The sequence below is a fragment of the Comamonas sediminis genome, from assembly GCF_041107495.1.
GTDB lineage: Bacteria > Pseudomonadota > Gammaproteobacteria > Burkholderiales > Burkholderiaceae_C > Comamonas > Comamonas sediminis.
In genome coordinates, this window is record NZ_JBGBDC010000004.1 from 340,132 (window position 1) to 364,435 (window position 24,304).

Here is a 24,304-nt window from a genome sequence, read left to right on the forward strand (position 1 = left end):
GTTCAGTGCAGCGGCGCGGTGGTGCTGAGTTGGCCGTTTTTGTACAGGCCCTCTTCAATGAGCGCGCACAGCGCGTGGCCGACAAAGATATGCGCTTCCTGAATGCGGGCCGTGGTCGCGGAAGGCACGACGATCGCCGCATCGCACAGGCTGCGCAGGCGCCCGCCGTCGCGGCCGGACAGCGCGACGGTGCTGATCTGCAGACGCTGGGCGGCCTCGACCGCCTTGACGACATTCGCCGAAGTACCCGAGGTGGAGATGGCCAACAGGCAGTCACCGGGGCGCCCCAGGCCGATGACCTGGCGGGAGAACACCTCGCTGAAATCGTAGTCGTTGCCAATACAGGTCAGCGCCGAGCTGTCGGTGGTCAGCGCGATGGCCGCCAGGGGACGGCGGTCCTGCACAAAGCGGCCGGTCAGCTCGGCGGCAATGTGCTGGCTGTCGGCGGCCGATCCGCCATTGCCGCAGAGCATCAGCTTGCCGCCGCTGCTCAGGGTGCGCACCACCATCGCGGCGGCGTTCTGCACGTCGGCCTGCAGGCTGTCCAAGGTGTCAAACAGGCTCAGGTGCTCACGCAGTGCCACGGCATAGGAGCGCGGCTCTTCGGCGCTGAGCGGAAGCGGCGGGAGGGGCAGGTTCTTGAAGGCTCTCATGTGGAAATCCCCATGGTTTGGATATGGTGGGCGCGGCGTATCAGCGCGGTGGTCGAGTGGCCGGGCAGGTAGTCGAGGATGGCGGTGATGCCGCCCCATTGCTCCATCAGGCGCGCTTCCTGCAAGGTGCTTTCGTGGTAGTCGCCGCCCTTGACGTAGATGTCTGGCCGCAGCGCTTCGATCAGGGCCAGCGGGGTTTTTTCGTCAAACAGCACCACCAGTGACACGCACTCCAGCGCGGCAATCAGTGCGGCACGCTCGGCTTCCGGGTTCAGCGGCCGGCCGGGGCCCTTGGCCAGCATCTGGACCGAACGGTCGGTATTGATGCCGACCACCAGCGACGCGCCCTGCTGCTGCGCCGCTTCCAGGCATTCGACATGGCCCAGGTGCAGCAGGTCGAACACGCCATTGGTGAACACCAGCGGGCGGGGCAGCGCCCGGGCACGCTGCGGCATATCGGGGCGGGGGCAGATTTTGTCGGTGTACATAGGATGGGAGGCCTGTGGTGGTCAGGGAATGCCGCGCAGCAGCGCTGGCATCGGGGTGGTGATCAGGGGTGCATGGGCGCGCGAGGGCAACGGCTGCGCCACTGAAGGCGATGGCGCTGGCACCGGCAGTCCCAGCAGGTCGAGTACGGCGTGCACCACGCGTTCCGGCTCGATCAGCTCCAGGCAGTGGTGGTGCAGCTGCGGGCACAGGCTTTTGAGGCAGTTCCTGCAAGGCACGTCGTGGCTCAGCACTCGCGAGGGAGACTGCCATGGCGTGTGCTGCGGGTTGGTCAACGCATAGAGCACGACCACCGGCGTCTGCAGCGCCGCTGCGATGTGCGCCGGCCCGGTGTTGTTGCAGACCAGGGCGCGCGCACCGGCAATCAGCGCGGCCAGCTCACCCAGGCTCAGATGGCCCATCAGGTTGACCGGCATCTGCGGCATCTGGGCCGTGGCCTCGAGGGCCAGGCCGATCTCATCACGCGCGCCGCTGAAGATGATCTGCATGCCCGTGTGTGCCTGCAACTGCGCAGCTGCACGCCCAAAGGCCGCCGCCGGATAGCGCCGGGATGCGGCGCTGGCACCGGGGTGCACCACCAGATAGGGGCGGCTGGCATCGCCGCCAAAGGCGGCCATCGTCTCGCGCATGCGCTGCACATCCTGCGCGCTGTACTGCAGCTGCAGGCGCTCGTCGCGGGTCTCGAAGCCCACATGGCGCACCAGGTCCAACTGCCGTTGCACCTCATGGCGTGCCACGGCGATCGCCGTGTCGGTCTCCGGCACCCAGTCGCTCAGCAGCGCATAGGGGTTCTCACGCGCATGGGCCAGCCGCAGCGGAATGCCCGCGAGCCTGCAGGTCAGCGCGGCCGGCAGCGCGCTTTGCGTACAGACCGTGAACACCACGGCCGCATCGAACTGGTGCCGGGCCAAGGTCTCGATCAGGCGCAGATCGGTCTGCGCCGAACGGCTCTGGCTGCCAGGACCGCCAGACCAGGGCGCGTCATAGATGAGGGTCCGGTCGACCGCCTTGATGCGGCGGGCCGCCTGCGCGCCGGCGGCCGAGGTCAGCAAGGTGACGCGTGCCTGGGGGTGGCCGCTGTGCAGCGCACGCAGTGCCGGCGAGGTCATCAGCACATCGCCCATGTTGTCCAGGCGCACCGCCAGGATGTTGCGGGCCTGGGCCCAGCGGCTGTTCATGGCCATGAGGTCTCCTGGTCGGGCAGCACCATCACTTCGGCCACGACCGAGCCGCGCGGCATGCCCAGCAGAAACTGCACCATGCTGGCCACGTTGTCCGGGTCCTGCAGCAGCGTCTGGTCGATATCCGGAAAGCGCTCCAGGAGAAAAGGGGTGCGCATGCCGCCAGCAAACAGCGTGGTCACCCGGATGCCCAGCGCGCGCAGCTCGGTATGCATCGCTTCACTCAGGCCCCGCAGGCCCCATTTGCTGGCGTGGTAGGCACTGGCATTGGGCCAGGCCCGCAAGGAGGCTGTCGACGCGACGTTGACGATGTGCCCGCCCCGGCCCGCGTCCGATTGGCGCAGCAGCGGCAGCGCCGCCTTGGTCAGCAAAAACGGCCCGTAGAGGTTGGTGTCCACCACGCGGCGCCATTCCTGCTCGCCGATCTCGTCAATCGATGCCGTATGGTCGGTGCCGGCGTTGTTCACCAGGATATCGAGGCCGCCCCATTGCGCCTGCAACGCGGCCATGGCCTCGGCCACTTCGGCGGGCTTGCTGACATCAAAGTGCAAGGACATCGTTGCGGTGCCCCAGCCGTCGGAGCACAGCGCCACCTTGCCGACTTTGCCGCCCTGGCCCGAGGGCAGGTCGGCCAGCGCAACGCGGGCACCAGCGCCCACCAGCTGCTTGGCGATGGCAGCGCCCAGGCCGCTGGCCGCTCCGGTGACCAGCGCAATCTTGTTGTGCAAAGCATGCATGTTGGGTTCCCATTGATAGTCTTCCCATCCCGGGGCAATCGCCATGCCCGCACGCTGCCCACCGCTGCCGCAGCGCCGGGTGGGCTGCGGGTAAGCGATGCCGCAACGCTGTCATGCCATCGGTAAATGCTGCCGCAGCATCGTCCAGCACCCCCGGCGCGGCGTGGCTGGCAGGTACGCCGCTTGCCCCCGGTTGGCATGCTCTTGGACACCCTGACTTCCCAATCGGCCTGGCTTTCCAGGATCTTCGGCTTTGTGCTGGTGCAGATGGGCGACCTCCGGGTCACCGTCGGCACCCTTGCCAAACTGCTGCTGCTGGTCACCCTGCTGGTATGGTTTGCCGGCGCGATGCAGCGCTGGCTGGTGCGCCATATGCCGCAGCGCTGGCATGTGGACGAGGGCACCCGCATCGCGATTGCGTCGGTGCTGCGCTACCTGGTGCTGGTGCTGGGCATGGTGCTGATCCTGCAGAACGTCGGCATCAAGCTGTCGGCGCTGGGTGTTGTCGCCGGGGCCGTGGGTGTCGGCGTGGGTTTTGGTCTGCAGAACATCGTCAGCAACTTCATCAGCGGGCTGATCGTGATGCTGGAGCGCCCGATCAAGGTCGGCGACCGGGTCGAAGTAGGCGCCGTCGAGGGCGTAGTGCGCGAGATATCGGCCCGGCGCACGACGATTGTCACGGCGGACAACATCGCGGTGCTGATACCGAACCAGCGCTTCATTGTCGAGAATGTCAGCAATGCCGCGTACCTGGGCGAGCCGGTACGCCTGCGGCTGAGTGCCGGTGTGCCGCCGGCCACGGACCGGGCTGCACTGCTGCAACTGTGGCGCCAGGTGGCAAGCGCCCATGCAAAGGTGCTGGCCGAGCCTGCGCCCGCGCTGCTGCTGCGCAACCCCGGCGGCAGCCCGCAGTGGGAGCTGAGCGCCTGGTACTGGCCCGAATCGACCAGCCGCGAGCAGCTGTCCAGCGAGCTGGCGGCGGCTTTCGCCGAGCACGTGCCGCGCCTGGAGGCGGCACATGGTTGAGGCAGCAACGCCAGGCCCGGCTGCTGCCGCTGAGGCGCCGCGGCCGCAGCGCTGGGCGCTGGCGGCGCAGCTGTGGCAGGCCGCCTGGCGTTTTCGGGGGCGTACCGTGCTGGCCGTGCTGCTGCTGGTGCTGGCCAAGCTCGCCAGCGTGGCGGTGCCGCTGGTGTTCAAGAAGATCATCGACCTGTTCAGCACCCCGGGCAGCCTGGTCAGCGACGTGGTGCCCGGCACCTCGCCGTTGTTGCCCGGCGGCGGCCATGTGCTGGTGCTGCCATTGCTGCTGCTGGCCGGCTACGCGCTGCTGCGCTTTTGCAGCACCTTGTTTACCGAGCTGCGTGACCTGTGCTTTGCGCGGGTCACGCTGGTGACGGTGGCCGATTTTGCGCAGCGCGCGCTGGCGCATCTGCACCGCATGGGGCCGCGCTTTCACCTGCAGATGCAGACTGGCGCGCTGATCCGCGATGTGGAGCGGGGCACGGCAGCGGCCGGTTTCTTGCTGGCGGCGGCGCTGTTCACCTTGCTGCCTACGGTGGTGGAGATCGCTGCGGTGGTGGCGATTCTGGCGATGGCCTACAGCGCCTGGTTCACCGCGATCATTGGCGCCACCTTTGTCGCGTATGCGGCCTACACCGCAGTCATGACGCGGCGCCGCGTGGCGCGCCAGCGCCAGGTCAATGCGATGGACTCCCGGGCCAGCGGCCTGCTGCTGGACAGCCTGGTGAACCAGGAGGCCGTGCGCAACCATGCGCATGAAGCGCAGGAAGTGGCACGCTACGGGAGCGCGCGGCTGCAGTGGGTGGCGCAAAGCGTCGAGAGCCAGAAGGCGCTGTCGGCCCTGCACCTGGGCCAGGGCGCGATCATCGCCGCCGGTGTCGGCGCGGTCATGGTGTTTGCCGGGCTGCAGGCGCTGCAGGGGCACATCACGGTGGGCGACCTGGTGCTGCTCAATGCCTATGTGATCCAGATCTGCCTGCCGCTCAATGCGCTGGGCTTTCTGTTCCGCGAGGCGAGAGACGCGCAAACCCATCTGGAGACCTTGCGGCAATTGCTGGCCTGGCCGCCCGAGGTGCAAGACAGTCCCCAGGCGCAGCCACTGCCGGTCTCGCATGGCGAGGTGGTGTTTGAGCATGTGGATTTCTCCTATGAACCCGGCCGGCAGGTGCTCTGGGATGTGAGCTTTCGCATCGCTGCAGGGCAGACCTTGGCGGTGGTCGGCGGCAGCGGCTCGGGCAAATCCACGCTGGCACGGCTGCTGCTGCGTGTCTACGATCCGCAGCAGGGCAGGGTGCTGGTCGATGGCACCGATATCCGCACGGCCACCTTGGCGAGTCTGCGCCAGGCCGTCGGCATTGTTCCGCAGGACAGCAGCCTGTTCAACGACAGCGTGGCCTACAACATCGCCTATGGCCGCCCGGGCGCGGGCATGGCCGATATCGTCCAGGCCGCACAGGCGGCCCAGATCGATGCGCTGATCCGCACGCTGCCGCAGCAGTACGACACGCCGGTAGGCGAGCGGGGCATGAAACTCTCGGGCGGCGAAAAGCAGCGCATCGCGATTGCGCGGGCGTTCCTGAAAAATGCGCCGGTCATGATCCTGGACGAGGCAACCTCGGCGCTCGACACCCGCTCGGAAAAGGCCATCCAGGTACAGCTGGACCGGCTCTCGGCGCAGCGCACCACGCTGGTGATCGCGCACCGGCTCTCGACCATCGTCGATGCCGACCAGATCCTGGTGCTGGACAAGGGCCGCATCGTCGAGCAGGGGCGCCACGACGAGCTGCTGGCGCAGCGCGGCCTGTATGCGCAGCTGTGGGAGCTGCAGCTGCAAAAGCAGGAATTCGACCGGGCTGAGCGGCGCCTGCTGCGCCAGTCGCTCCAGCTGGCGGTGCTGCTGGCCAATGTCGTCGATGGCATTCGCGCTCCGCTCGACGCCCGCGGGGTGCAGCTGTACACCCATCTGGCGTCCGAGCCGCTGTATGTCAGCGGCGACCCGGCGGTGCTGTCGCAGGCCCTGACCGACATCGCGCTGCATGCCATCCAGGCGAGCCCGCCGGGCGGGCGTATCGAAATCCGGCTGGAGCGTGCCCAGGCGCGTGCGCGCATCCTGTTGAGCGACAGCAGCCACCGCGCGCCAGCGCCGTCCCAAACCCCGCCCCCCGGGCAGGCCAGGCTGGACCCGCTGGTGCTGGCCTCGGCCCTTGAGCGCCAGGGCGGGCGCTTCGAGATACAGCTGCCCACGGCGCTGCGTGGCGCGCGTTACCTGGTCGAGCTGCCGCTGCGGGCGCCGGAGGAAGCCCCCGATGCCACGCCCCAGGCGCAGCAGCAGCCCGGCCAGCGCCTGGCGGCGCTGCAGGTGATGGTCGTCGATGACAGCGGCAGTGCCCGCGCATCACTGGCGCAACTGCTCGGCCAGGAGGGCGCGGAAGCCGCGTTGTTTGCCGATGGCGCGCAAGCGCTCGGCTGGCTGCAAAGCCGGGGTGGGGCGAATGGCGCGCCTTGGCCGCAGGCACTGCTCTGCGATATATCGTTGGGCGAGGAGGATGGACGGCAGGTATTGCGGCAAATTCGGGCGTTGGAGGAGGAGCGCGGCCTGCCGCTGGAGCAGCGCATGTTCGCCGTGGCCCTGACCGGCGCAGATCTACCCAGCGAACGGCTGGTGGCGCTGATGTCCGGCTTTCAGACGCATCTGCCCAAGGCGGCGCTGGCTACCGCGCTGGTGCCGATGCTGGCCCAGCTCACCGGGACCACTCAGGCACGCGGATTGCCCGATGAACCAGGCAGGCCCGCTCCGAGGCCTGATGTCACATGAAAGGACTCAGCAATGACACAGCATGACGACAACGGCCGCCAAAGTGCACGCCGCCAGATGCAGCAGGACATGGAAGACCGGCAGCAAGGCGGTGGGCGCAGCCAAGAAGACTACCGCCGCCCATCCGGTGGCAGCGGCCAGGGTGACTGGCGGTCCGAGCAACAGCAAGGCGGCTACCAGAACGAGCAGCAAGGCGGCTACCGGGGCGAACAGCAAGGCGGCTACCGGGGCGAGCAGCAAGGCGGCAGCTACGGCGGTGAGGGCGGCTATGGACGCGGCGCTTCGGGCGGCTACCAGGACGACTATGACCGTGGCTATGGACGCGGTCCGCAGGAGCGCGGCCAGCCAGGGCGCGGTCAAGGCGGCGAGGCCTGGGGCGGGGGCTACCAGGGCAATACGGGCGGCGGTGGCTATTCGCAAGGCTATGGCTCCAGCTCCGGCCAGCGTGGCTTCTATGACGACCAGGACTTCTCACGCGGCGGGCGCCAGGGTGGCCAGGGCCAGGGTGGCTACCAGGGGAACTACCAGGGCTCGCAGGGCGGCTACCAAGGGGGCTCGCAGGGCAGCTACCAGGGCGGTTTTCCCGGCGGCGGCCCGCAGGACTTTGGCCGCAGCTACGACAGCCAGGGTCAGGGCGGGCAGACCTACTCCCGCCAGGGACAGCAAGGTGGGCGCCACCAGCAAGAGCACTACGACCCCGACTACCACCAGTGGCGCGATGAGCAACTCCACGCCCTCGACGAGGATTACCGCTCCTGGCGCAACGACCGCTACAAGAAGTTCTCCGATGAGTTCTCCCAGTGGCGCAGCCAGCGCGCAGGCCAGGGCGGCCAACGGGGTGGCAGTACCGGCAGCGGCAGCACCGCGGGCAACACCAGCGCCAGCACCGGTGGCGGCTCCAGCGCGGGCACCAGTGGCAGTGCGGACTCCGGCGCCGGCAGCAGTGCCGGTGGCAGCACGAGCAGCGGCAAGGACAGCGGTACCTTGTCGACCGGCCAGAGCGGCTCGGCGTCCGGCGGCAAGACTAGCAAGTAAACCCGGCTTCGCGGTCTGAACGCTGCCCCCGCCTGTGATGGGCGGGGGCATTGCCATTCCTATTGCCGCTTCAGCTGTGGCGCCGGCGCTTTTCCACCGGCTCCAGCCGCAGCAGCTGCCGGTACTTGGTCACCGTACGGCGGGCTACGACCAGGCCTTGCGCGGCCAATTGGCGGGTGATGTCGGCATCCGACAGCGGCTGCAACGGGTTTTCTGCAGCGATCAACTCGGCAATCACCTCGCGGATCGCGGTGGCCGAACAGGTCTTGCCACTGGCGCTCAGCAACGGGCGCGAGAAAAAATGCTTGAGCTCGAACACGCCCTGGGGCGTGGCGATGTACTTGTTGTTGGTGACACGCGAGACGGTGGATTCATGGATGCCCAGCTCCGTTGCAATTTCGCGCAGCATCAGCGGCTTCATCGCCATCGCGCCAAACTCCAGAAAGCGGTGCTGGCGCCGCACCAGCGCCTGCGCAACATCGAGGATCGTCGCGCAGCGCTGCTCCACGTTGCGCAAGGTCCAGCGGGCGTCCTGCAGATGCTCGCCCAGATCGGCATGGCCGCGTTGCCGGTGGCGCTGGAACAGGCTTTCATAGACCCGGTTCATCCGCACCCGGGGCATCGCTGCGGGGTTGAGTTGCACATGCCAGTGCGCACCGCTGCGCTGCACAATCACATCGGGCACGATGTAGTCCACCTGCTGGGCGCCATAGGCCCAGCCGGGGTGCGGGTTGAAGCGCTTGATGGCATCCATCGCCCGCTCGATGTCACAGCGGCCTTTTTTCAACTGCCGGGACAGTTTGGCCACATCATGGGAAGCCAGCGCGCGCAGATGGTCCTGCACCAAGGCCAGCGCCAGCGCGCGTACTTCCGGATCGGCAATCGTCTCGCACTGCAGCGCCAGGCATTCGCCAACATTGCGGGCGGCCGTGCCGGCGGGCTCCAGCGACTGCACGAGGCGCAGTGCCACCAGCAGCTCGTCCATCTCGAGTGCAGGGCTGGCGGGCAGCAGCGCCAGCAGGTCCTCGAGCGGCGTGCGAAGATAGCCGTCATCGTCCAGCGACTCGACAATGGCGCGCGCCGCACACAGGTCTCTGGGATTCAATGGCATCACGTTGAGCTGGCTGTGCAGGTGCATGGCCAGGCTGACCGGGCTGGCGGCCAGGTCCATCGCCGAGGGCTCGAGCCCGGCACTGACCTGGGCGCCCAGGCCCGGCTCAGCGGTCCACATCAGCCGGTCGTCGGCCGCCGCATCATGCAGCACCACACTGGGCTCCTGTTCCTCGCTGTCATCGGGCTCTTCGAGAAACGGGTTTTCGTCGATCTTGTGCCGCAGCAGCGCCGAAAATTCGAGCGACGACATCTGCAGCATCTGCACCGCCCGCTGCAGCCGTGGTGACAGGGTCTGGGACTGGTGCGTGTCGGCGCGCAATAGCATGGAGCCCATGTGCATTCCTTGTGGTGAAGCTAAACACAGCCGTCAATGCAATGATCATGCCCAGTGACGCAGTGGGGGCGGGCCTGCATGCCGCCGGGAGCGCAAACTGCAGAGGCAGTGGGGACCGCGCGGTGGTTGCGGCGAAAACGGCCCGCAGCGCAGATCCGGATGCCCGTATTTGCAGAAAATCTTTCCGTCTGATGGCGGTTCCATCGGCAATTTCTGCCAGCGCAGCAAAGCTAGGAAGAGGTACAGACATGCACAACAGCAGCGGGCCAGGCCCGGCAAGAACGGGCGATAGCCGCAGCGGCACCCACTGCGGCGGCAAAAGCGGGCAGGACACGGCATGGACAGCACATTGAAACCGGGGCTCGTCTGTCTGCTGGTCGTCGCCGCCGCTGCCGGTGCGGCGGCGGCGATAGCACTGGTGGACCGATGGGGTGCAGGCACATCCAGCCGCGCTGCGGCCGGCTGGCTGGCACTGTGGCTGGCCGTGGCGTTGGGCGTGCTGCTGGGCTGGCGCTGGCGGGCGGCGGCAACTGCCAGCCGGCCCACGGCAGTAGACCCGGGATTGCGGGCAGCCGCTTACCGCCAGGTCGCCGACCGCTTTTCCCATGAGCTGAACAACCAGCTGGGCATCATGAGCAACAGCGCCTACCTGATCGAGCGGCGCTCGCAGGACCCCCGGCTGGACATGCCGGTGCAGGCCATGCTGCGGGCGGCCGACTGTGCGAGCAAGCTGGGCTTTCACCTTTACCGGCTCAGCAGCAGCCAGGGTAGGCCGGGGCAGACCATGGACATCAGCCATTGGTTGCCCAGCCTGCAGGATGTGATGGCGCTGGCGCTGGGCAAACGTGCCAGCCTCGACCTGCATGCCGCGCCTGCAGCCCTGCAGATCTGCATCGATCCAGATGCGCTGGAGCTGGCGATGGCGAGCCTGCTGTCCGGCATCGGGCCCAAGCTGGAACCTGGCAGCCGTGTCGGCCTGAGCGTGCACCAGCTGGAGACTGCAGAAGGCTGGCCGATCCCGCCCGGCGCCTATGTGGGCCTGCATTTGCAAATGCTCTGTGTGGTGCCGCCAGGCGCGGTGGGCGAGGGCCCCCGGCCTGATGCGCAATGGGTGCCTGCCCAGCAAGCGGACGACGCCGGCATGCAGTTGCTCGGCCAGGTGGTGACGCTCGAAGGGGGGCATGCGCGGCTGCGCGAGGAGCCCGGTGGACGGGTGGCGCTGTGGGTACTGCTGCCCCAGGCGCTGAGCCCGCTGCGGGCAGCCACTTAAGCCCTTGTCCCACGGCCGCTGGGCATGGACCTTGCCGGACCGGGAGGCGGTCGCCTTTGACCGTCACCACAGTCACAGGAGCACACCATGCACTCGTTCCATACCTCGGCCCTGGTAGCCATCTCCGCCTGCATCCTCATGCCTCTGGCCGCCAGCCATGCGCAAACGCCCTCGACGGGCATGTCCGGCAATGCCGACGCCCAGCAGACCCAGCCCGCGTCATCCGGCGCCAACGCTACTGGCCAGGGTGGCAGCAACGCCAGCGGCAGCACGAGCGGCGCCACCGGCAGCAGCGGCACAGCGACGCCACCGGTAGGGGATTACTCCAACCGTCCGGGCGCTCCGAGTTCGCCCGCCAATGCAGGCGGCACGAGCGGTGCAGGCAGTACCGCAACGGACCGTCAGTCTACCGGAGGCGCGGGCACGGGCGGCACCGGCGGCACCAATGGCAACGCCAGCGGTGCCACCGGTGGCAGCAGCAGCGGCAATGGCGCCATGGGCAACACGCGTCCTGCACGCGCCGACCGGGGCTGAGCGCCCCCCACGCCCCCCTGCGTCCTGGCAGCCGCAGCCCTCGCTGCCAAGGGCTGCACGAACGGAAAGGCCTGCCGCAAGCTTTGCACCTCCGGCAGCACATAGGCGTAGCCACCGCCGCTGGAAAATGCAGCGTGCAGGCTGCGGTTGTAAACGGCGATCGGCACGTTGATGCAGCCGTAGGAGATACGGTTGTCGGCGGCCGAGCGGGTCATCAGCCGCGGCAGCCGGCGATCCTGCGGTCCGCCGGGCCGTACCCGGTGCAGCGAGACGGCCGCACCATAGTCCAGCCACAAGATGTCTTCCCCCGCCAGATTGCGTCCCGGCTCGAGCCAGAAGCGCCCGGCAGGTGTCGTGCGTTCATCAGCGCGAATCTGGCCGAGCGGGCGCTGGCCGATGCCGGGCACTGAGGCATCACCTCTGGCACTTCCCAGCAGCACCGCCGTGCTCTCGACCAACTGGCCGCGCGCATCGTAGATCCACAGCCGGGCCTCGCGCTTGTCGACGATCACGAACGGGCGCGCGCGGTGGTCGCCGGTCCGCACAATCCAGTGCTGCATGCTGGCCGCCTCGGCTGAGGGCTGCGCCACCTGCGCTTGGCTGGTGGGCACCAGCAGTACCAGAACGGGCAACAGCACCTGCGCTGCACCGCAGCGCAGAGAGCCGGCGGTTCGCCGCTGTGGCGGTGGTTGCATACGAATTCCTTCGCTGGGGGGTGGCCCTGGCCGGGCAAATGCTGTGCCGATGCCGCTGCGCGTGGCCCGCAGGAATGCCGATTGCCCGAGACCGGCCATGAAACCCCATAGCCATTTTGTAGACCATGATGCGGCCCGCGCGGCCGTTGCGCTGGCGCTGCCGTCCATCGAGAAACTGCTGCAGTGCCCCGGCGTCAGCGCCTGCCATGTGCTGCATCTGGTGGTGCTCGACCCCGGCCGCCCCCATGGCAGCTGCCCGTTTTATGAAGCGGTGCTCTACGAGCATTCGGTGGGTCCGCGCGCGCACTGGGATGCGGACTACGCCCAGTTTGCCCGCGACAAGGCGCGGCTGTGCTGGCGCCACCGCATGGGGGGCCGCCAGCTGATCCTGATGGAGCCCCACCGTTTGGCGCATGACGACTCCCTGCTCTGGGGCGGCGTCTGGCTGGACGGCCTGGTGGTCGCGGCCAGTGGCGCCCTGTCCAGCTGGGACGAGGCCTGCTCGCTGATGGTGGCTGCCCACTTGCGTGCGATTGCGCTGGACCGCTCCACGGGTATGGAAATTGCCGGGGTACTGGCTGTGAAGTCTTGAACCGGTACAGCGATCCAACAGCAAGGAGCGAGTGATGGATGACGACAAGCGTTTGAACATTGCAATGATCAGCGAGCATGCCTCGCCCCTTGCGTTGACCGGCAGCACCGATGCCGGGGGCCAAAATGTCTATGTGGACAGCGTCGCCCGCTGCCTGGGGGAGATGGGCCACCAGGTGGATGTGCTGACGCGCCGCGACGACCCCCATCTGCCGGCCGAGGTTGAGATGGCGCCTGGCGTGCGGGTGCTGCATATCGATGCAGGCCCTGCCCACCACATTCCCAAGGAAAAATTGCTGCAGTGGATGCCTGATTTTGCGCAGCAAGCGCGCAGCTTGCTGGAGCCCCGCCGCCGTTATGACGCGATCCATGCGAACTTTTTCATGTCCGGTTGGGTGGGCATGGCCCTGCGCAGTGCGCTGCGTGCGCCGTTGGTGACGACCTTCCATGCGCTGGGGCTGGTCCGGCGCGAACACCAGGGCGCGGCCGACGGGTTTCCGAATGAGCGCGAGACCATCGAGCGGGCGCTGGTCCATGGCTCGGACCGGCTGATTGCCGAATGCCCGCAGGACCGCAGCGACCTGATCCGGCTCTATGGCGCAATGCCGTCGCATATCGACACGGTGGCCTGCGGGGTCGACACCCAGCTGTTCCGTCCCGGCTCGCGCAGCGAGGCGAGGGCGCGGCTCGGACTGGTGCAGGATGAATTCATCGTGCTGCAGCTGGGGCGCATGGTGCCACGCAAGGGCATTGACAACGTGATCCGCGCACTGGCGCTGTTGCCGCGCACAGTGCCCGCCCGGCTGGTGGTGGTCGGTGGCGAGCAGCGCATTCCGGACCCCGAGACCTGCCCTGAGCTGCACCGGTTGATGGGCCTGTCGCATTCGCTGGGTATCAGCGAACGGGTGAGCTTTGCCGGCCGCCGCGATCGTGAGGAGCTGCGTGACTGGTACCTGGCGGCCGATGTATTCGTCACCACGCCCTGGTACGAGCCGTTCGGCATCACGCCGCTGGAGGCGATGGCATGCGGCACCCCGGTGATCGGCAGCAAGGTGGGCGGCATTGCCTATACCGTCTGTGATGGGGTGACGGGCTACCTCGTCGAGCCCAAGCAACCGCAGGCGCTGGCGCAGGCTCTGCAGAAGCTCCATGCGCAGCCGCGCCTGGCCCGGGCGATGGGGCTGGCCGGGATGCAGCGCGTGCACAAGCATTTCACCTGGGGCCAGATTGCACGCGACCTCGCTGCTGTGTTCCAGCGCCTGTCGTCCGCCGGCGGGCGCCTGGGGGCTGCAGCCCCGGCATCGCCGGGCCCCTGGAACGCGCTGTCTGCGCCGCCCTGGCAAACTCCCGCGCTGGGGCAGGGGGGCTATGCGGGGTGGCAGCGATGACCGGCCGCAAGCCCGCGATTTTTGTCGACAAGGACGGCACCCTGGTCGAAAACGTGCCTTACAACGTCAACCCTGAGCTGCTGGAGTTCCGCCCGGGGGCATTGCAGGCCATGGCCGACTTGGCGCAGCAGGGCTATGAGCTGGTGGTGGTGACCAACCAGAGCGGCGTGGCCCGCGGCTATTTCTCGGAAGCAGAGCTGCTCGTGCTGCGCGATGCGCTGGCCCGGCGTCTGCGCGAGGAAGCCGGTGTGCAGCTGCGTGGTTTCCAGTTCTGCCCCCACCAGGCCAGCCCGGATGGGGCGCCGGTCTGTGTGTGCCGCAAACCTCTGCCCGGCATGATCGAGGAGGCCGGTGATCTCTACGACATCGACCTGGCGCGTTCCTGGATGATCGGAGATACCTTGGACGATGTCGAAGCGGGCAGCGGCGCCGGTTGCCGCACCATCCTTTACGACTCCGGCGGGGAGACCGTCTGGAAGCCAGGACCCGGGCGCGCGCCTTCGGCGCGCTGCACGGCGTGGGAAGAGGTCGTCCGCATCATTCTGGAGCCCGCATGACCTCGGCCTCTGGCGCACTGGCGCCACGCCGGGTGGCGGTGTTCCGGGCGCTGATGCTGGGGGACATGCTGGTGGCGACCCCTGCATTGCGTGCTGTCCGCGCGGCTTGGCCGCAGGCGGAAATCACCCTGGTGGGGCTGCCCTGGGCCGAGGCGCTGGCCGACCGGCTGGACAGCATCGATCGTTTTGAGCCCTTTGCCGGTTGGCCCGGTCTGCCCGAAGTGGCTGAGCCCACGCGGCAGCAGCGCGAGCGGTTTCTGCAGCGCATGCGCGCGCGCCATTTTGACCTGGTGCTGCAACTGCACGGCTCGGGCGGCATCGTCAATGCGATGCTGGCCCAGTGGCAGGCCGGCCGCTTGGCCGGGTTCTGCGAAGAGGGGGCCTGCCCGGGCGGGCGGGATGCGCCGGATGCCCCGGATGCAGCCCTTTTTTTGCGCTGGCCGGTCCAGGGCCATGAGCTGCAGCGCCTGCTGGCGCTGACCCGGCACCTGGGCCTGCCCGCCACCAGCAGCGACCTGGATTTCCCGCTGCACGCGGCAGACTACCAGCGCGCCCATGCGCTGGTGCCGCGCAACCGCCGCTACGTGATCGTGCATGTGGGCTCGCAACTGCCGTCGCGCCGCTGGCCGGCCGGCTATTTTGCCGAGGTGGCCGACCGCCTGGCCGAGGCGGGCTGGCCGGTGGTACTGACTGGCACTGCGGCCGAGCGCGAGCTGGTCGCCTCGGTGGCCTCGCTGATGCGTGCGCCGTGCACCAACCTCTGCGGCCAGACCGATCTGTGGACCCTGGGCGTGTTGATCGACAGCGCCGCGCTGCTGGTCTGCAATGACACCGGCGTCTCCCATATCGCCGCTGCACTGCAGACGCCCAGCGTCGTGGCGGCCTGCGGCAGTGACACCGGCCGCTGGGCGCCGCTGGACCGTTCCCGCCATCGGGTGCTGGCCCATGCGCTTGAGTGCCGGCCCTGTGCGCACCGGGTCTGTCCCATCGGCCATCCCTGTGCCTGGGGGCTGTCGGCCGATACGGTGGCGCAGGCCGCTCTGGAGCTGCTCACCACCGGCCGGTGGCACACCGGCCCCTCGTCAGGCGCACCGCAAGTGCCCGCCTGGCCTTACAAGGAACACCATGAGCATGCAACTCTCCGCTGAGCGGACCGTGCCCGTACTGCTGCAGCCGCGCAGAAAACTGCGGGTGCTGACCTGGCACGTCCACGGCAACTATCTCTACAACCTGACGCAGGTGCCGCACGCGTTCTGGCTCGTCACCGATACGGCGCGCAGCACCCACCACAGTGGCCGCAGTGGCAGCTTGCCCTGGGGGCCGGATGTCCATGAAGCGCCGCTGGCGCAGATCCAGTCGATGGAGTTCGACGTGGTGCTGTACCAGTCCAGACAGGCCTGGGAGACGGACCGCCATCTGCTGAGCGCGGCGCAGCAGCGCCTGCCCCGCATCGTGCTGGAGCATGACCCGCCGCAGGACAGCCCTACCAACACGCTGCACTGGTGCCAGGACCCGCAGGCTTTGCTGGTCCATGTGACCCATTTCAATGCGCTGATGTGGGACAACGGCGTCACGCCTTTCCGGGTGGTGGAGCACGGCGTCAAGCCGCTGGCCGAGCATGTCTGGAGCGGCGAGCTGGCCCAGGGGCTGGTGGTGGTCAACAACATCGGGCGGCGCGGCAGGCGGTTGGGGCTGGATGTATGGCAGCAGGCTGCAGCGCAGGTGCCGTTGTGTCTGGTGGGCATAGGCAGCAAGGACGTGGGAGGCGCTGGCGAGGTGGCGCAGCAGGCCTTGCCCGAGCTGATGGCGCGCCACCGCTTCTTCTTCCATCCCGTGCGCTACACCAGCCTGGGCTTGGCCGTCATCGAGGCGATGATGATGGGCTTGCCGGTCGTCGGGCTGGCGACCACCGAGCTGGCCACGGTCATCACCAGTGGCAAGAACGGCTTTATCGACAACCGGATCGACCGCCTGGTCGAGACCATGCAGCTCCTGCTGCTTGACCGTGGCCTGGCGGCGGAGTGGGGCAGCCAGGGCCGCCGGCTGGCGCGCGAGCGCTTTGCGATCGAACGCTTTGCCAGCGACTGGAGCCGGGTGCTGGAGGAAGTGACCGCATGACCAGGGGGCGGTTACCCGGCCACGCGGACAGGCCACCCGCCCTGTGCAGCGCGCTCACTGTGGGCTGGTGTAGCCCTTGAGGCGGTTGTACAGGGTCTTGAGACTGATGCCCAGCACGGCGGCCGTGCGCTCCTTCTGGTAGAGGCATTCCTTCAGCGTCGCCTCGATCAGCTGGCGCTCGGCGGTCGCCATCGAGATACCTACCGGAAGCTGCAAGGTGGCCTCGGCTGCCGGCGGCTGCGGCGTGTCGGGGTCCCCGGCGGCGGCGGTTGCCGCCAGCGGGCGGATCTGTGCCGGCTCCTGGACGTCCATCACCGCCAGCGGCGCGCCGGTTCCGGTCTTGGGCAACCATTCCTCGTCAATGACGCCGCCCTCGGCCATGACATAGGCCCGCTGGATGGCATTGCGCAACTCGCGCACATTGCCCGGCCAGCGGTAGCTGGTGATCTGCGCGATGGCGGCTGCGCCGAGCTTCTTGGGCTCGCCTTCCTGGGCCGAGATGGCACGCAGAAAATGCTCGGCAAGCAGGGGCACATCGCTGAGCCGCTCGCGCAACGGCGGCATCTGCAGCGGAAACACATTGAGGCGGTAGAGCAGGTCCTCGCGCAGCCGGCCTTCCTTGACCGCTTCGAAAGGGCAGCGGTTGGAGGCGGCAATGATACGGACATCGGCCTGCAGGCTCTGGGCCGAGCCGACGCGATGGAAAGTGCTGGTCTCCAGCACCCGCAGCAGCTTGACCTGCAGGTCCAGCGGCATTTCGGTCACTTCGTCCAAAAACAGGGTGCCGCCGGCGGCGCGCTCAAAAAAGCCCTGGTGCTGGCGGTCGGCGCCGGTGAAACTGCCTTTTTCGTGGCCGAAGAATTCACTCTCCATCAGGTTCGGAGAAATCGCGCCGCAATTGACGGCGACAAACGGCTTGGCGCTGCGGGCACTCCTGTCATGCAGGGTCTGCGCCGCCATCTCCTTGCCGGTCCCACTCTCTCCGGTGATGAAGACCGTGATGGACGTGGGAGCCACGCGGGCAATCTGCGCATAGATGCGCTGCATCACAGGCGCGCGGCCCCACAGCCGCCCAAACTGGCCCTGCGCGGTCATCGTGGGCGCCAGTGCCGCATCGCGCGCTTCGGCGCTCAGCGGGCGGGACGCGGGTGACAACGCGGTCAGCTGCGCCAGAATTTTTTTCAACCGGGGAAACTGCACCGGCTTGACCAGGTAATCGGTAGCGCCATGGCGCAGGGCCGCGATCGAGGTGTCCAGGCTGGCATGGCCGGTGACCAGCACCACCAACGCATCACCGACGACGTCGGCGTCCTTGAGCAGGTCCATACCACTGCCGTCAGGCAGCTGGATGTCCAGCAATACCAGCGCCGGTTGCTGCAGCGCCATCTGGCGCCGCGCGTCGCGCAAGCTGTGCGCCACGGCGACCGAAAAATCATCGTCGGCGATCAAGGCCCGCATACTGGCTGCCGAGTCGGTATCGTCATCGACGATCAATACATGCTTCATAACCCTCGTTCCTCCACGACCCCCACAGACAAATCAACACTGTCATGATGGCACCGAAGGCGGCGACAGACTGTGTGAAAAAGTGTCAATTTAGGTGAAGATGCTATTTGCCTTGTAGGAGAAATCTGGAGAATCCTGTCCCGCAACTGACGCTGGCTACAGGAGGCGCTATCGCATGGTGTGCTGGCAGGCGAAGACCCTGGGGCAGGCGGCTGCGGTGGCGCTATGTATTTTTATTCGTAAAATCTATAACGATTGTTTATAGCTACATAGGCAGCGGACCGATAGTGTGGCTGCTGTCGGGTGGGCACGGCGCCATTGCGCGTCGTGAATGCCATGCCATCCAACTGTCAGGTGCCCACGGCATGCGCTGCGCGGGCGGTAGGGGGGTGTCAGTGCGCCGGCAACCGCGCCTTGCGGGCAGTTTGGGCCCGCGCCTGCAGCAGCTCCGCTTCTGTCACTACGGCGGTACCGAACTTGGCTACCGCGAGGCCAGCAGCGGCATTGGCGCCCCGCACCGCATCGTGCAACGGCTCGCCTGCCGCCAGGCAGGCCGCCAGCGCGGCCAGCACCGTGTCGCCCGCGCCGCTGACATCGAACACCTCATGCGCTGCCGACGCGATGTGCACCGCAGGCTGGCCGGCGCTGAACAGTGACATGCCCCGGCTCCCCCGGGTCACGAGCAGATGCTCCAGGCGCAGCCGCGCCCGCAGCGCTTCCATCAGAGAGGCGAACTCGGTGTCATCGCTCCAGCTGCCGGTGACGGCAGCCGCTTCCTTTTCATTGGGTTTGAGCAGCCAGGCACCGGCATACTGGTCAAAGCAGCTGCCCTTGGGGTCCACCAGCACCTGGCAGCCCTGTTGCCGGGCCTGTTGCAGCAGCTGGTCGCACTGGGCCAGCACGCCTTTGTGGTAATCGCTCAGCACCACCCAGGGGTGTTGCGGCAGCAGCTCGGCCACCAGCGCGCACAGCGCCTGCAGCGCGTCCGGCGGAATGGGCTGCTCAATGTCGACGCGCAGCAGCTGGTGGTGGCTGCAGACGGCCCGGATCTTCTGGGTCGTCGTCGCCTGCGGGCTGCGTACGGCCTTCAGGGTCACACCGGCCGCCTCAATGAGACCGCTCAACTGGTCACCCGCTGCATCGCCACCCAGCCAGGTGACCAGGGTGGAGACACTGCCGAGCGACGCCAGATTGGCAGCCACATTCGCCGCGCCCCCTGCGCGTTGCCACTCATGGTGCATCGACAGGACCGGCACCGGCGCCTCTGGGGAGATGCGGTCCACCTGGCCGTCCCAGTAGCGGTCAAGCATGCCATCGCCCACGACGAGTACGGGCTGCGCCGCGCGGGACGGCAGGAAGCCGGATGGATAGCCATCAAGAGGGAGATAAGTCATCATGTGCTCCTGCAAAAATGCCTGTCGAAGCGGAATATCCGGTTCTGTGGCGGGCGTGCGCCAGCGCAGGGCGCAGGCCGGCCGGGCCCGCCGGCCAGCCTGCCCGGCGCTTACACACGCGGTGGATCGCTCTCGCGTTCGAAATGGCGATGCTGGGTGATCGCGCTGACGAAGTCCTCGAAATCGGAGGCCGTCGCACCCATCACCACCCCAGGGTCCTGCTCGCCGCTGGGCAGCGACGTCGGAATCTTGGCCATCTGCATCAGCGCCGAGGCATCGGGCATCACCAGGATGGGCTTGCAATGGCGGTACTGGTTCAGGATGTACTCGGCGGTATAGCCATTGGCGGCCAGCGCCTGCACCCCTGCATCCCCATTGGCCAGCGCCAGCGCGTCGAACAGAAAGCTCGGCTCGTTTTCCAGCGATGCATCGGCATCGATCGCGACGCCGTCAGCGGTTGCCACCGGGCCGATGCGCGGCGCGACAAAGCGGGGCACCGCGCCCTGCGCAAACAGCGCCTGGTGCAATGCGACGGCGCTCTCTCCATCGGAGCCGTCCGCCACCAGGATGGCGACCTTGCGGCCCTGGATATGCATCTCGCCGGGGCGCGAGACCAGCGACAGCGCGGGCGACTGCAACACCTCGGGCGTGGCAGGTTGCACCAGCGCCAGCGGCATGGCCTCGGGCAGCGCCGCGATGCCCAACCCCTGGGCGACCTGCATGGCCAGCGCGTCGGAGACATTGCGCAGCGACGAGACCATGCGCTCGCGGATGGCGGGCACCGTCACCTTGCTCAGCTCGAAACGGAAGGCGGCAGCAATATGGGCCTGCTCGACCGGGCTTTGGCTATCGAAGAACAGCTTGGCCTGCGTGTAGTGGTCGGCAAACTTCTCCGGTTTGGCGCGCACCTTGCCTTGGGCCTCCTGCGCCTGCATGCGCGCCGGCACCGAGACAAAGCCCTGCGCGGCGCCCGCCTGGAACGGGCAGCCACCGGCCAGCGAATTGGGCTCATAGGCGACCTTGCCCCGCGCAATGGCCTGCCGGTGCATGCCATCGCGCTGGTTGTTGTGCACCTGCACGACCGGTGCATTGATCGGGATTTCATGGAAATTGGGGCCGCCCAGCCGAGATATCTGGGTGTCCACATAGGAGTGGATGCGGCCGGCCAACAGCGGGTCGTTGGAGAAGTCGATGCCGGGGATCACATGGGCGGCGCAGAACGCGACCTGTTCGGTCTCGGCAAAGAAGTTGTCCGGGTTGCGGTTGAGCACCATGCGCCCGACGGGGCGCACAGGCACCAGCTCTTCCGGGATGATCTTGGTGGCATCCAGGATGTCGAAGCTGAAGCCATCGGCTTCTTCCTCGGTGAAGACCTGCACGCCCAGTTCGTACTCGGGGTAGGCGCCGGCCTCGATGCGCTCCCACAGATCGCGGCGGTGGTAGTCGGGATCGGCGCCGGAGATCTTCAGTGCTTCGTCCCACACCAGGGAATGCGTGCCGGCCATCGGCGTCCAGTGGAATTTGACAAACACCGACTGCCCTTCGGTATTAACCAGCCGGAAGGTGTGCACCCCGAAGCCCTGCATCGTCGCATAGCTGCGCGGTATCGCCCGGTCCGACATCAGCCACATCAGCATGTGGGTGGACTCGGGCATCAGCGACACAAAGTCCCAGAACGTGTCGTGCGCACTGGCGGCCTGGGGCATCTGGTGGTGGGGCTCGGGCTTGACGGCATGGACCAGGTCGGGAAACTTCATCGCATCCTGGATGAAGAACACCGGCATGTTGTTGCCGACCAGGTCCCAGTTGCCTTCGTTGGTATAGAACTTGACGGCAAAGCCTCGCACATCGCGGGCCGTGTCCTTGGAGCCGCGTTCACCCTGCACCGTTGAAAAGCGCACGAAGACCGGGGTGACCTTGCCGGCCTTCTGAAAAGGCGCCGCGCGCGTCAGGTCGGTCAGCGGCTCGTAGCATTCGAAATAGCCATGGGCCCCAGAGCCTCGGGCATGGACGATGCGCTCAGGAATGCGCTCGTGGTCGAAGTGCGTGATCTTCTCGCGCAGGATGAAGTCCTCCAGCAGCGCTGGACCTCGCTCGCCATATTTGAGCGAGTTCTGGTTGTCGGCAACCGGCACCCCCTGGTTGGTGGTCAGGACCTGGCCCTCGGAGTCCACGCGCACCCGGTCGAGCGTGCCGATGGTCGCGTTCGTGCCAGCGGGCGCGATGCTGCCGGTCTTGGCCGAGGTTTCCAGCTCCGACAGCGTGCTGGCGGTGGGCAGCCGGGATGGCGCATCGGCATGTGCGCCGGGCGCCGGGTTGAGGCCGCTGTCGAAGCCGTGCTCGCCCGCCTTGTTGGGGTTGTAGGGGCGGGCTGCGGCCAGTTCCTCGGTTTGCGCTGCTTTGAGCGACAGCAGATCGGCCGCCCCGCTGGCAGCCGGCCCGCTGTCCGTATTGCGCGCAGGTGCGGCTTGGGTGCTGGGGCTGGACACGGAATCAGTGGTTTTGGGCATGGAACACCTTTTCATGGGGGAGGGAAGAGCAGGCCCGCGAGCGGGTCACAGAGCGCGACGGCGCCTTCGGCCTGTTAGGCATCTGCCTGTACCGCATGCCACAAGAGGCTTGCGGCAACGGACGGCTCCCCACACAGGGCAAATGCCGTGCCTGCGGGCCTGCGGCGGCATAAACGAAGGCAGAACCCATCTCCTCGCGGCGAGGCACGCCAATTGCCGGTGGCATGTCGAGGATCTATGCCCTGCCGGGGCATATGCCCTGCATCACCCAGGAGAGCCCTATGACCCCTTCTTATGACCGTGCACCCTTCCTCGCTGCCGTGCTGGGACTGGCGGCGGCGCTGCTGCCACCGCTGGGGTATGCCCAAGCGGCTGCTGCGGCCCCCGACGCGGATGCGTCGCATGGCGCGATCATCGACCGGACGCCCGAGCGCCGGGTGCCGGAGCGCCCCGCTGTTCCGGCCCCCCGCAGCACCGATCCGGAACCCGATGGCAGCCGCCAGACGCTTCCCGATGCCGACAGGCGGCATGACACGCGCCCGGACCACGACGCATCTGGGCGCCTGGCTGTGCCCCAGCCAGACCGCGATGGCATACCGGATGCGTCCACGGCACCTGCTGCCCCTGCGGCCAACGGTGCCCCCGGCGCACCGCCTGACCGACCTGCTCCCGGACGGACCCCTGTACCTGCCCCCGTCCGCTGAACCCCGGCCCCCAAGAACCTCGACACCGAAGGAAACCCCCTATGAAAGCCTTGACCTACCACGCTGCCAAGGATGTGCGCTACGAATCGATGCCCGACCCGGTCCTCCGGGACGATGAGGACATCATCATCCAGGTCACCGCCACGGCGATCTGCGGCTCGGACCTGCATATCTACCGGGGCAAGATTCCGGACATGGAGTCCGGGGACATCCTGGGCCACGAATTCATGGGCGTGGTGCAGGAGGTCGGGCCCGCAGTGCGCCATGTCCAGAGAGGCGACCGCGTGGTGGTGCCGTTTGTCATCGCCTGTGGGGAGTGCTTTTTCTGTGACAAGGCCTTGTTTGCCGCCTGCGAAGAGACCAACCCCGGGCGGGGGGCGATTCTCAACAAGAAAAAACTCCGGCCGGGCGCGGGCATGTTCGGCTACAGCCACCTCTACGGCGGCTATTCCGGCGGCCAGGCGGAATATGCGCGGGTGCCCAAGGCCAATACCGGGCCCATCGTGATACCGGCGGCCCTCAGCGATGAGCAGGTGCTGTTTCTGTCCGATATTTTGCCGACCGGTTACCAGGCGGCGCTGAACGCGCGTGTGAGCCCGGGCTCATCGCTGGCCATTTTTGGCGCCGGGCCGGTGGGCCTGATGGCGGCGCTGTGTGCCCGTTTTCTCGGTGCGGAGCGGATCTTCATGGTCGACGACAACGATGAGCGCCTCGATTTCGCGCGGCAGACCTATGGTGTCACGCCGATCAATTTCGACAAGATCGACGATCCGGCCGACTTCATCCTCGAAGTGACCAAGGGCCGGGGGGTGGACGCGACGATCGACGCCGTGGGCTTTGAGGCCAAGGGCAGCGCGGTCGAGACCTTGCTGACGAACCTGAGGATCGAAGGCTCCAGCGGCAAGGCGCTGCGCCAGTGCATTGCCGCCACGCGCCGGGGCGGCGTGGTCAGCGTTCCCGGGGTCTATGCCGGGTTCATCCACGGCTTCCTGTTCGGCGATGCGTTTGAAAAGGGGCTGTGTTTCGAGATGGGCCAGACCCATGTGCAAAAGTACCTGCCGGAGCTGCTGGGCCATATCCTCAGCGGCGCGATGCATCCCGAGGTGATCATTTCCCACCGCATGGCCTTGGCCGATATCGTCAAGGGCTATGAGATTTTCGACAAGCAGCAGGACCATTGCCGCAAGGTGATATTGACGCCCTGATGCGGGCAGGCACTGCCGGGGCATGGTGGTTTCATGCGCAAGCCTGCAATTGTTTCTGCAAATCTTTCTCTCCGCTGCGGGAGTAAAGCCCGGCACAACGGCGTTTCCCTCGACGTGTTCCCATGGCATGGATCCTGCATTAATCGGTGTGCCGAAGCTCTTTTCGGTAATTCCTCCAGGAGAGAATCATGACCCAGCAACATCGCAATGATACGAACCAGAAGCAGGACAACAACGCCAAGTCCGAGCAGCAACGCGGCGGCGCGCAGCAGCAGAACCAGGACAGCAGCCAGCGCAAGCAAGACCAGCAGGGCAACAAGAGCGAAGGCAGCAGGAACGACGCCAACAAAGGCAGTCAGCAGCGCTAAGCAGCCTGCGGCTTGGTAGCCATTACCAAGCCGCTTTTTGATGACCTCATCGCTTCCAGGTTCTATCCC

General features: G+C 67.2%; 21 protein-coding genes. 12 read left to right on the forward strand and 9 right to left on the reverse strand.

The genetic code is table 11. The features are described from left to right. Positions 1 to 2 precede the first annotated feature (2 nt). From AB7A72_RS11700 to AB7A72_RS11715, 4 genes are read right to left on the reverse strand one after another with little or no spacing between them, the layout of a single operon-like run. Positions 3 to 653, reverse strand: a complete 651-nt coding sequence (locus AB7A72_RS11700; protein ID WP_256460975.1) for a D-sedoheptulose-7-phosphate isomerase — start codon at positions 651 to 653, stop codon at positions 3 to 5. Beyond that, complete coding sequence (locus AB7A72_RS11705) at positions 650 to 1,141, reverse strand: adenylyltransferase/cytidyltransferase family protein (protein ID WP_239812489.1); 492 nt, start codon at positions 1,139 to 1,141, stop codon at positions 650 to 652. The genes AB7A72_RS11700 and AB7A72_RS11705 overlap by 4 nt, the downstream gene beginning before the upstream one ends. 21 nt (positions 1,142 to 1,162) lie before the next feature. Further along, complete coding sequence (waaF, locus tag AB7A72_RS11710) at positions 1,163 to 2,344, reverse strand: lipopolysaccharide heptosyltransferase II (RefSeq protein ID WP_369460073.1); 1,182 nt, start codon at positions 2,342 to 2,344, stop codon at positions 1,163 to 1,165. Beyond that, a complete protein-coding gene (locus tag AB7A72_RS11715) occupies positions 2,335 to 3,078 on the reverse strand; it encodes an SDR family oxidoreductase (RefSeq protein ID WP_239812487.1) in 744 nt (247 codons plus the stop codon). The genes waaF and AB7A72_RS11715 overlap by 10 nt, the downstream gene beginning before the upstream one ends. Before the next feature lie 198 nt (positions 3,079 to 3,276). On the opposite strand from AB7A72_RS11715, the gene AB7A72_RS11720 reads away from it, so the two are divergent. From AB7A72_RS11720 to AB7A72_RS11730, 3 genes are read left to right on the forward strand one after another with little or no spacing between them, the layout of a single operon-like run. Then, on the forward strand, positions 3,277 to 4,104 hold the full coding sequence (locus AB7A72_RS11720) for a mechanosensitive ion channel family protein (RefSeq protein WP_369460074.1): 828 nt from the start codon (positions 3,277 to 3,279) through the stop codon (positions 4,102 to 4,104). Beyond that, the gene (locus tag AB7A72_RS11725) at positions 4,097 to 6,913 is read left to right on the forward strand and encodes an ATP-binding cassette domain-containing protein (protein WP_369460075.1); all 2,817 of its coding nucleotides are present in this window, start codon (positions 4,097 to 4,099) and stop codon (positions 6,911 to 6,913) included. Before AB7A72_RS11720 ends, AB7A72_RS11725 begins: the two co-directional genes overlap by 8 nt. Positions 6,914 to 6,925: 12 nt before the next feature. Beyond that, complete coding sequence (locus AB7A72_RS11730; protein ID WP_369460076.1) at positions 6,926 to 7,948, forward strand: hypothetical protein; 1,023 nt, start codon at positions 6,926 to 6,928, stop codon at positions 7,946 to 7,948. A gap of 70 nt (positions 7,949 to 8,018) precedes the next feature. Here AB7A72_RS11730 and rpoN read toward each other — a convergent pair whose 3' ends face one another. Further along, positions 8,019 to 9,395: an RNA polymerase factor sigma-54 gene (gene rpoN, locus AB7A72_RS11735; RefSeq protein WP_369460077.1), complete on the reverse strand. Its 1,377-nt coding sequence runs from the start codon at positions 9,393 to 9,395 to the stop codon at positions 8,019 to 8,021. 337 nt (positions 9,396 to 9,732) lie between these two features. Between rpoN and AB7A72_RS11740 the strand changes: the two genes are divergently transcribed. Continuing rightward, on the forward strand, positions 9,733 to 10,665 hold the full coding sequence (locus tag AB7A72_RS11740) for an ATP-binding protein (RefSeq protein WP_312462293.1): 933 nt from the start codon (positions 9,733 to 9,735) through the stop codon (positions 10,663 to 10,665). A gap of 401 nt (positions 10,666 to 11,066) precedes the next feature. Here the strand turns inward: AB7A72_RS11740 and AB7A72_RS11745 are convergent, their stop codons facing one another. Then, positions 11,067 to 11,894, reverse strand: a complete 828-nt coding sequence (locus AB7A72_RS11745; protein ID WP_369460078.1) for a L,D-transpeptidase — start codon at positions 11,892 to 11,894, stop codon at positions 11,067 to 11,069. Between the two features lie 97 nt (positions 11,895 to 11,991). Here AB7A72_RS11745 and AB7A72_RS11750 point away from each other — a divergent pair, with 97 nt between their 5' ends. The 5 genes from AB7A72_RS11750 to AB7A72_RS11770 are packed head-to-tail and all read left to right on the forward strand — an operon-like array spanning position 11,992 to position 16,548. After that, entirely contained in the window at positions 11,992 to 12,486 is a 495-nt protein-coding gene (locus AB7A72_RS11750; RefSeq protein ID WP_369460079.1) for a hypothetical protein, read from the forward strand. Between the two features lie 34 nt (positions 12,487 to 12,520). Beyond that, the gene (locus AB7A72_RS11755) at positions 12,521 to 13,873 is read left to right on the forward strand and encodes a glycosyltransferase family 4 protein (RefSeq protein WP_239812479.1); all 1,353 of its coding nucleotides are present in this window, start codon (positions 12,521 to 12,523) and stop codon (positions 13,871 to 13,873) included. Then, complete coding sequence (locus AB7A72_RS11760; protein ID WP_239812478.1) at positions 13,870 to 14,430, forward strand: D-glycero-alpha-D-manno-heptose-1,7-bisphosphate 7-phosphatase; 561 nt, start codon at positions 13,870 to 13,872, stop codon at positions 14,428 to 14,430. The genes AB7A72_RS11755 and AB7A72_RS11760 overlap by 4 nt, the downstream gene beginning before the upstream one ends. Beyond that, positions 14,427 to 15,578 (forward strand): glycosyltransferase family 9 protein, encoded by a 1,152-nt coding sequence (locus AB7A72_RS11765; protein WP_239812477.1) that lies wholly within the window; start codon positions 14,427 to 14,429, stop codon positions 15,576 to 15,578. The genes AB7A72_RS11760 and AB7A72_RS11765 overlap by 4 nt, the downstream gene beginning before the upstream one ends. Continuing rightward, complete coding sequence (locus tag AB7A72_RS11770) at positions 15,556 to 16,548, forward strand: glycosyltransferase family 4 protein (protein WP_239812476.1); 993 nt, start codon at positions 15,556 to 15,558, stop codon at positions 16,546 to 16,548. Before AB7A72_RS11765 ends, AB7A72_RS11770 begins: the two co-directional genes overlap by 23 nt. Before the next feature lie 54 nt (positions 16,549 to 16,602). On the opposite strand, the gene AB7A72_RS11775 is transcribed toward AB7A72_RS11770, so the two are convergent. From AB7A72_RS11775 to AB7A72_RS11785, 3 genes are all read right to left on the reverse strand, one after another. Further along, positions 16,603 to 18,054, reverse strand: a complete 1,452-nt coding sequence (locus AB7A72_RS11775) for a sigma-54-dependent transcriptional regulator (RefSeq protein ID WP_239812475.1) — start codon at positions 18,052 to 18,054, stop codon at positions 16,603 to 16,605. A 392-nt stretch (positions 18,055 to 18,446) separates the two neighbouring features. Beyond that, the gene (locus AB7A72_RS11780) at positions 18,447 to 19,448 is read right to left on the reverse strand and encodes a bifunctional heptose 7-phosphate kinase/heptose 1-phosphate adenyltransferase (protein WP_239812474.1); all 1,002 of its coding nucleotides are present in this window, start codon (positions 19,446 to 19,448) and stop codon (positions 18,447 to 18,449) included. Positions 19,449 to 19,558: 110 nt separating this feature from the next. Continuing rightward, entirely contained in the window at positions 19,559 to 21,958 is a 2,400-nt protein-coding gene (locus tag AB7A72_RS11785) for a catalase (RefSeq protein WP_369460080.1), read from the reverse strand. Positions 21,959 to 22,239: 281 nt separating this feature from the next. Here AB7A72_RS11785 and AB7A72_RS11790 point away from each other — a divergent pair, with 281 nt between their 5' ends. From AB7A72_RS11790 to AB7A72_RS11800, 3 genes are all read left to right on the forward strand, one after another. Next, positions 22,240 to 22,662: a hypothetical protein gene (locus AB7A72_RS11790; protein WP_239812472.1), complete on the forward strand. Its 423-nt coding sequence runs from the start codon at positions 22,240 to 22,242 to the stop codon at positions 22,660 to 22,662. Positions 22,663 to 22,703: 41 nt separating this feature from the next. Beyond that, positions 22,704 to 23,867 carry a zinc-dependent alcohol dehydrogenase gene (locus tag AB7A72_RS11795; RefSeq protein ID WP_239812471.1) on the forward strand — a complete coding sequence of 388 codons (1,164 nt, stop codon included), beginning with the start codon at positions 22,704 to 22,706 and terminating at the stop codon, positions 23,865 to 23,867. A 188-nt stretch (positions 23,868 to 24,055) separates the two neighbouring features. Then, positions 24,056 to 24,235, forward strand: a complete 180-nt coding sequence (locus AB7A72_RS11800) for a hypothetical protein (RefSeq protein ID WP_239812470.1) — start codon at positions 24,056 to 24,058, stop codon at positions 24,233 to 24,235. The last annotated feature ends 69 nt before the right edge of the window (positions 24,236 to 24,304 follow it).

Coding starts and splice junctions, on each gene's coding strand:
- AB7A72_RS11775 (WP_239812475.1), bottom strand. CDS start 18,054: ATGAAGCATGTATTGATCGTCGATGACGATACCGACTCGGCAGCCAGT.
- AB7A72_RS11760 (WP_239812478.1), top strand. CDS start 13,870: ATGACCGGCCGCAAGCCCGCGATTTTTGTCGACAAGGACGGCACCCTG.
- AB7A72_RS11725 (WP_369460075.1), top strand. CDS start 4,097: ATGGTTGAGGCAGCAACGCCAGGCCCGGCTGCTGCCGCTGAGGCGCCG.
- rpoN (WP_369460077.1), bottom strand. CDS start 9,395: ATGGGCTCCATGCTATTGCGCGCCGACACGCACCAGTCCCAGACCCTG.
- AB7A72_RS11755 (WP_239812479.1), top strand. CDS start 12,521: ATGGATGACGACAAGCGTTTGAACATTGCAATGATCAGCGAGCATGCC.
- AB7A72_RS11800 (WP_239812470.1), top strand. CDS start 24,056: ATGACCCAGCAACATCGCAATGATACGAACCAGAAGCAGGACAACAAC.
- AB7A72_RS11700 (WP_256460975.1), bottom strand. CDS start 653: ATGAGAGCCTTCAAGAACCTGCCCCTCCCGCCGCTTCCGCTCAGCGCC.
- AB7A72_RS11790 (WP_239812472.1), top strand. CDS start 22,240: ATGACCCCTTCTTATGACCGTGCACCCTTCCTCGCTGCCGTGCTGGGA.
- AB7A72_RS11785 (WP_369460080.1), bottom strand. CDS start 21,958: ATGCCCAAAACCACTGATTCCGTGTCCAGCCCCAGCACCCAAGCCGCA.
- AB7A72_RS11780 (WP_239812474.1), bottom strand. CDS start 19,448: ATGACTTATCTCCCTCTTGATGGCTATCCATCCGGCTTCCTGCCGTCC.
- AB7A72_RS11795 (WP_239812471.1), top strand. CDS start 22,704: ATGAAAGCCTTGACCTACCACGCTGCCAAGGATGTGCGCTACGAATCG.
- AB7A72_RS11770 (WP_239812476.1), top strand. CDS start 15,556: ATGAGCATGCAACTCTCCGCTGAGCGGACCGTGCCCGTACTGCTGCAG.
- AB7A72_RS11705 (WP_239812489.1), bottom strand. CDS start 1,141: ATGTACACCGACAAAATCTGCCCCCGCCCCGATATGCCGCAGCGTGCC.
- AB7A72_RS11730 (WP_369460076.1), top strand. CDS start 6,926: ATGACACAGCATGACGACAACGGCCGCCAAAGTGCACGCCGCCAGATG.
- AB7A72_RS11715 (WP_239812487.1), bottom strand. CDS start 3,078: ATGCATGCTTTGCACAACAAGATTGCGCTGGTCACCGGAGCGGCCAGC.
- waaF (WP_369460073.1), bottom strand. CDS start 2,344: ATGGCCATGAACAGCCGCTGGGCCCAGGCCCGCAACATCCTGGCGGTG.
- AB7A72_RS11720 (WP_369460074.1), top strand. CDS start 3,277: ATGCTCTTGGACACCCTGACTTCCCAATCGGCCTGGCTTTCCAGGATC.
- AB7A72_RS11740 (WP_312462293.1), top strand. CDS start 9,733: ATGGACAGCACATTGAAACCGGGGCTCGTCTGTCTGCTGGTCGTCGCC.
- AB7A72_RS11745 (WP_369460078.1), bottom strand. CDS start 11,894: ATGCAACCACCGCCACAGCGGCGAACCGCCGGCTCTCTGCGCTGCGGT.
- AB7A72_RS11750 (WP_369460079.1), top strand. CDS start 11,992: ATGAAACCCCATAGCCATTTTGTAGACCATGATGCGGCCCGCGCGGCC.
- AB7A72_RS11765 (WP_239812477.1), top strand. CDS start 14,427: ATGACCTCGGCCTCTGGCGCACTGGCGCCACGCCGGGTGGCGGTGTTC.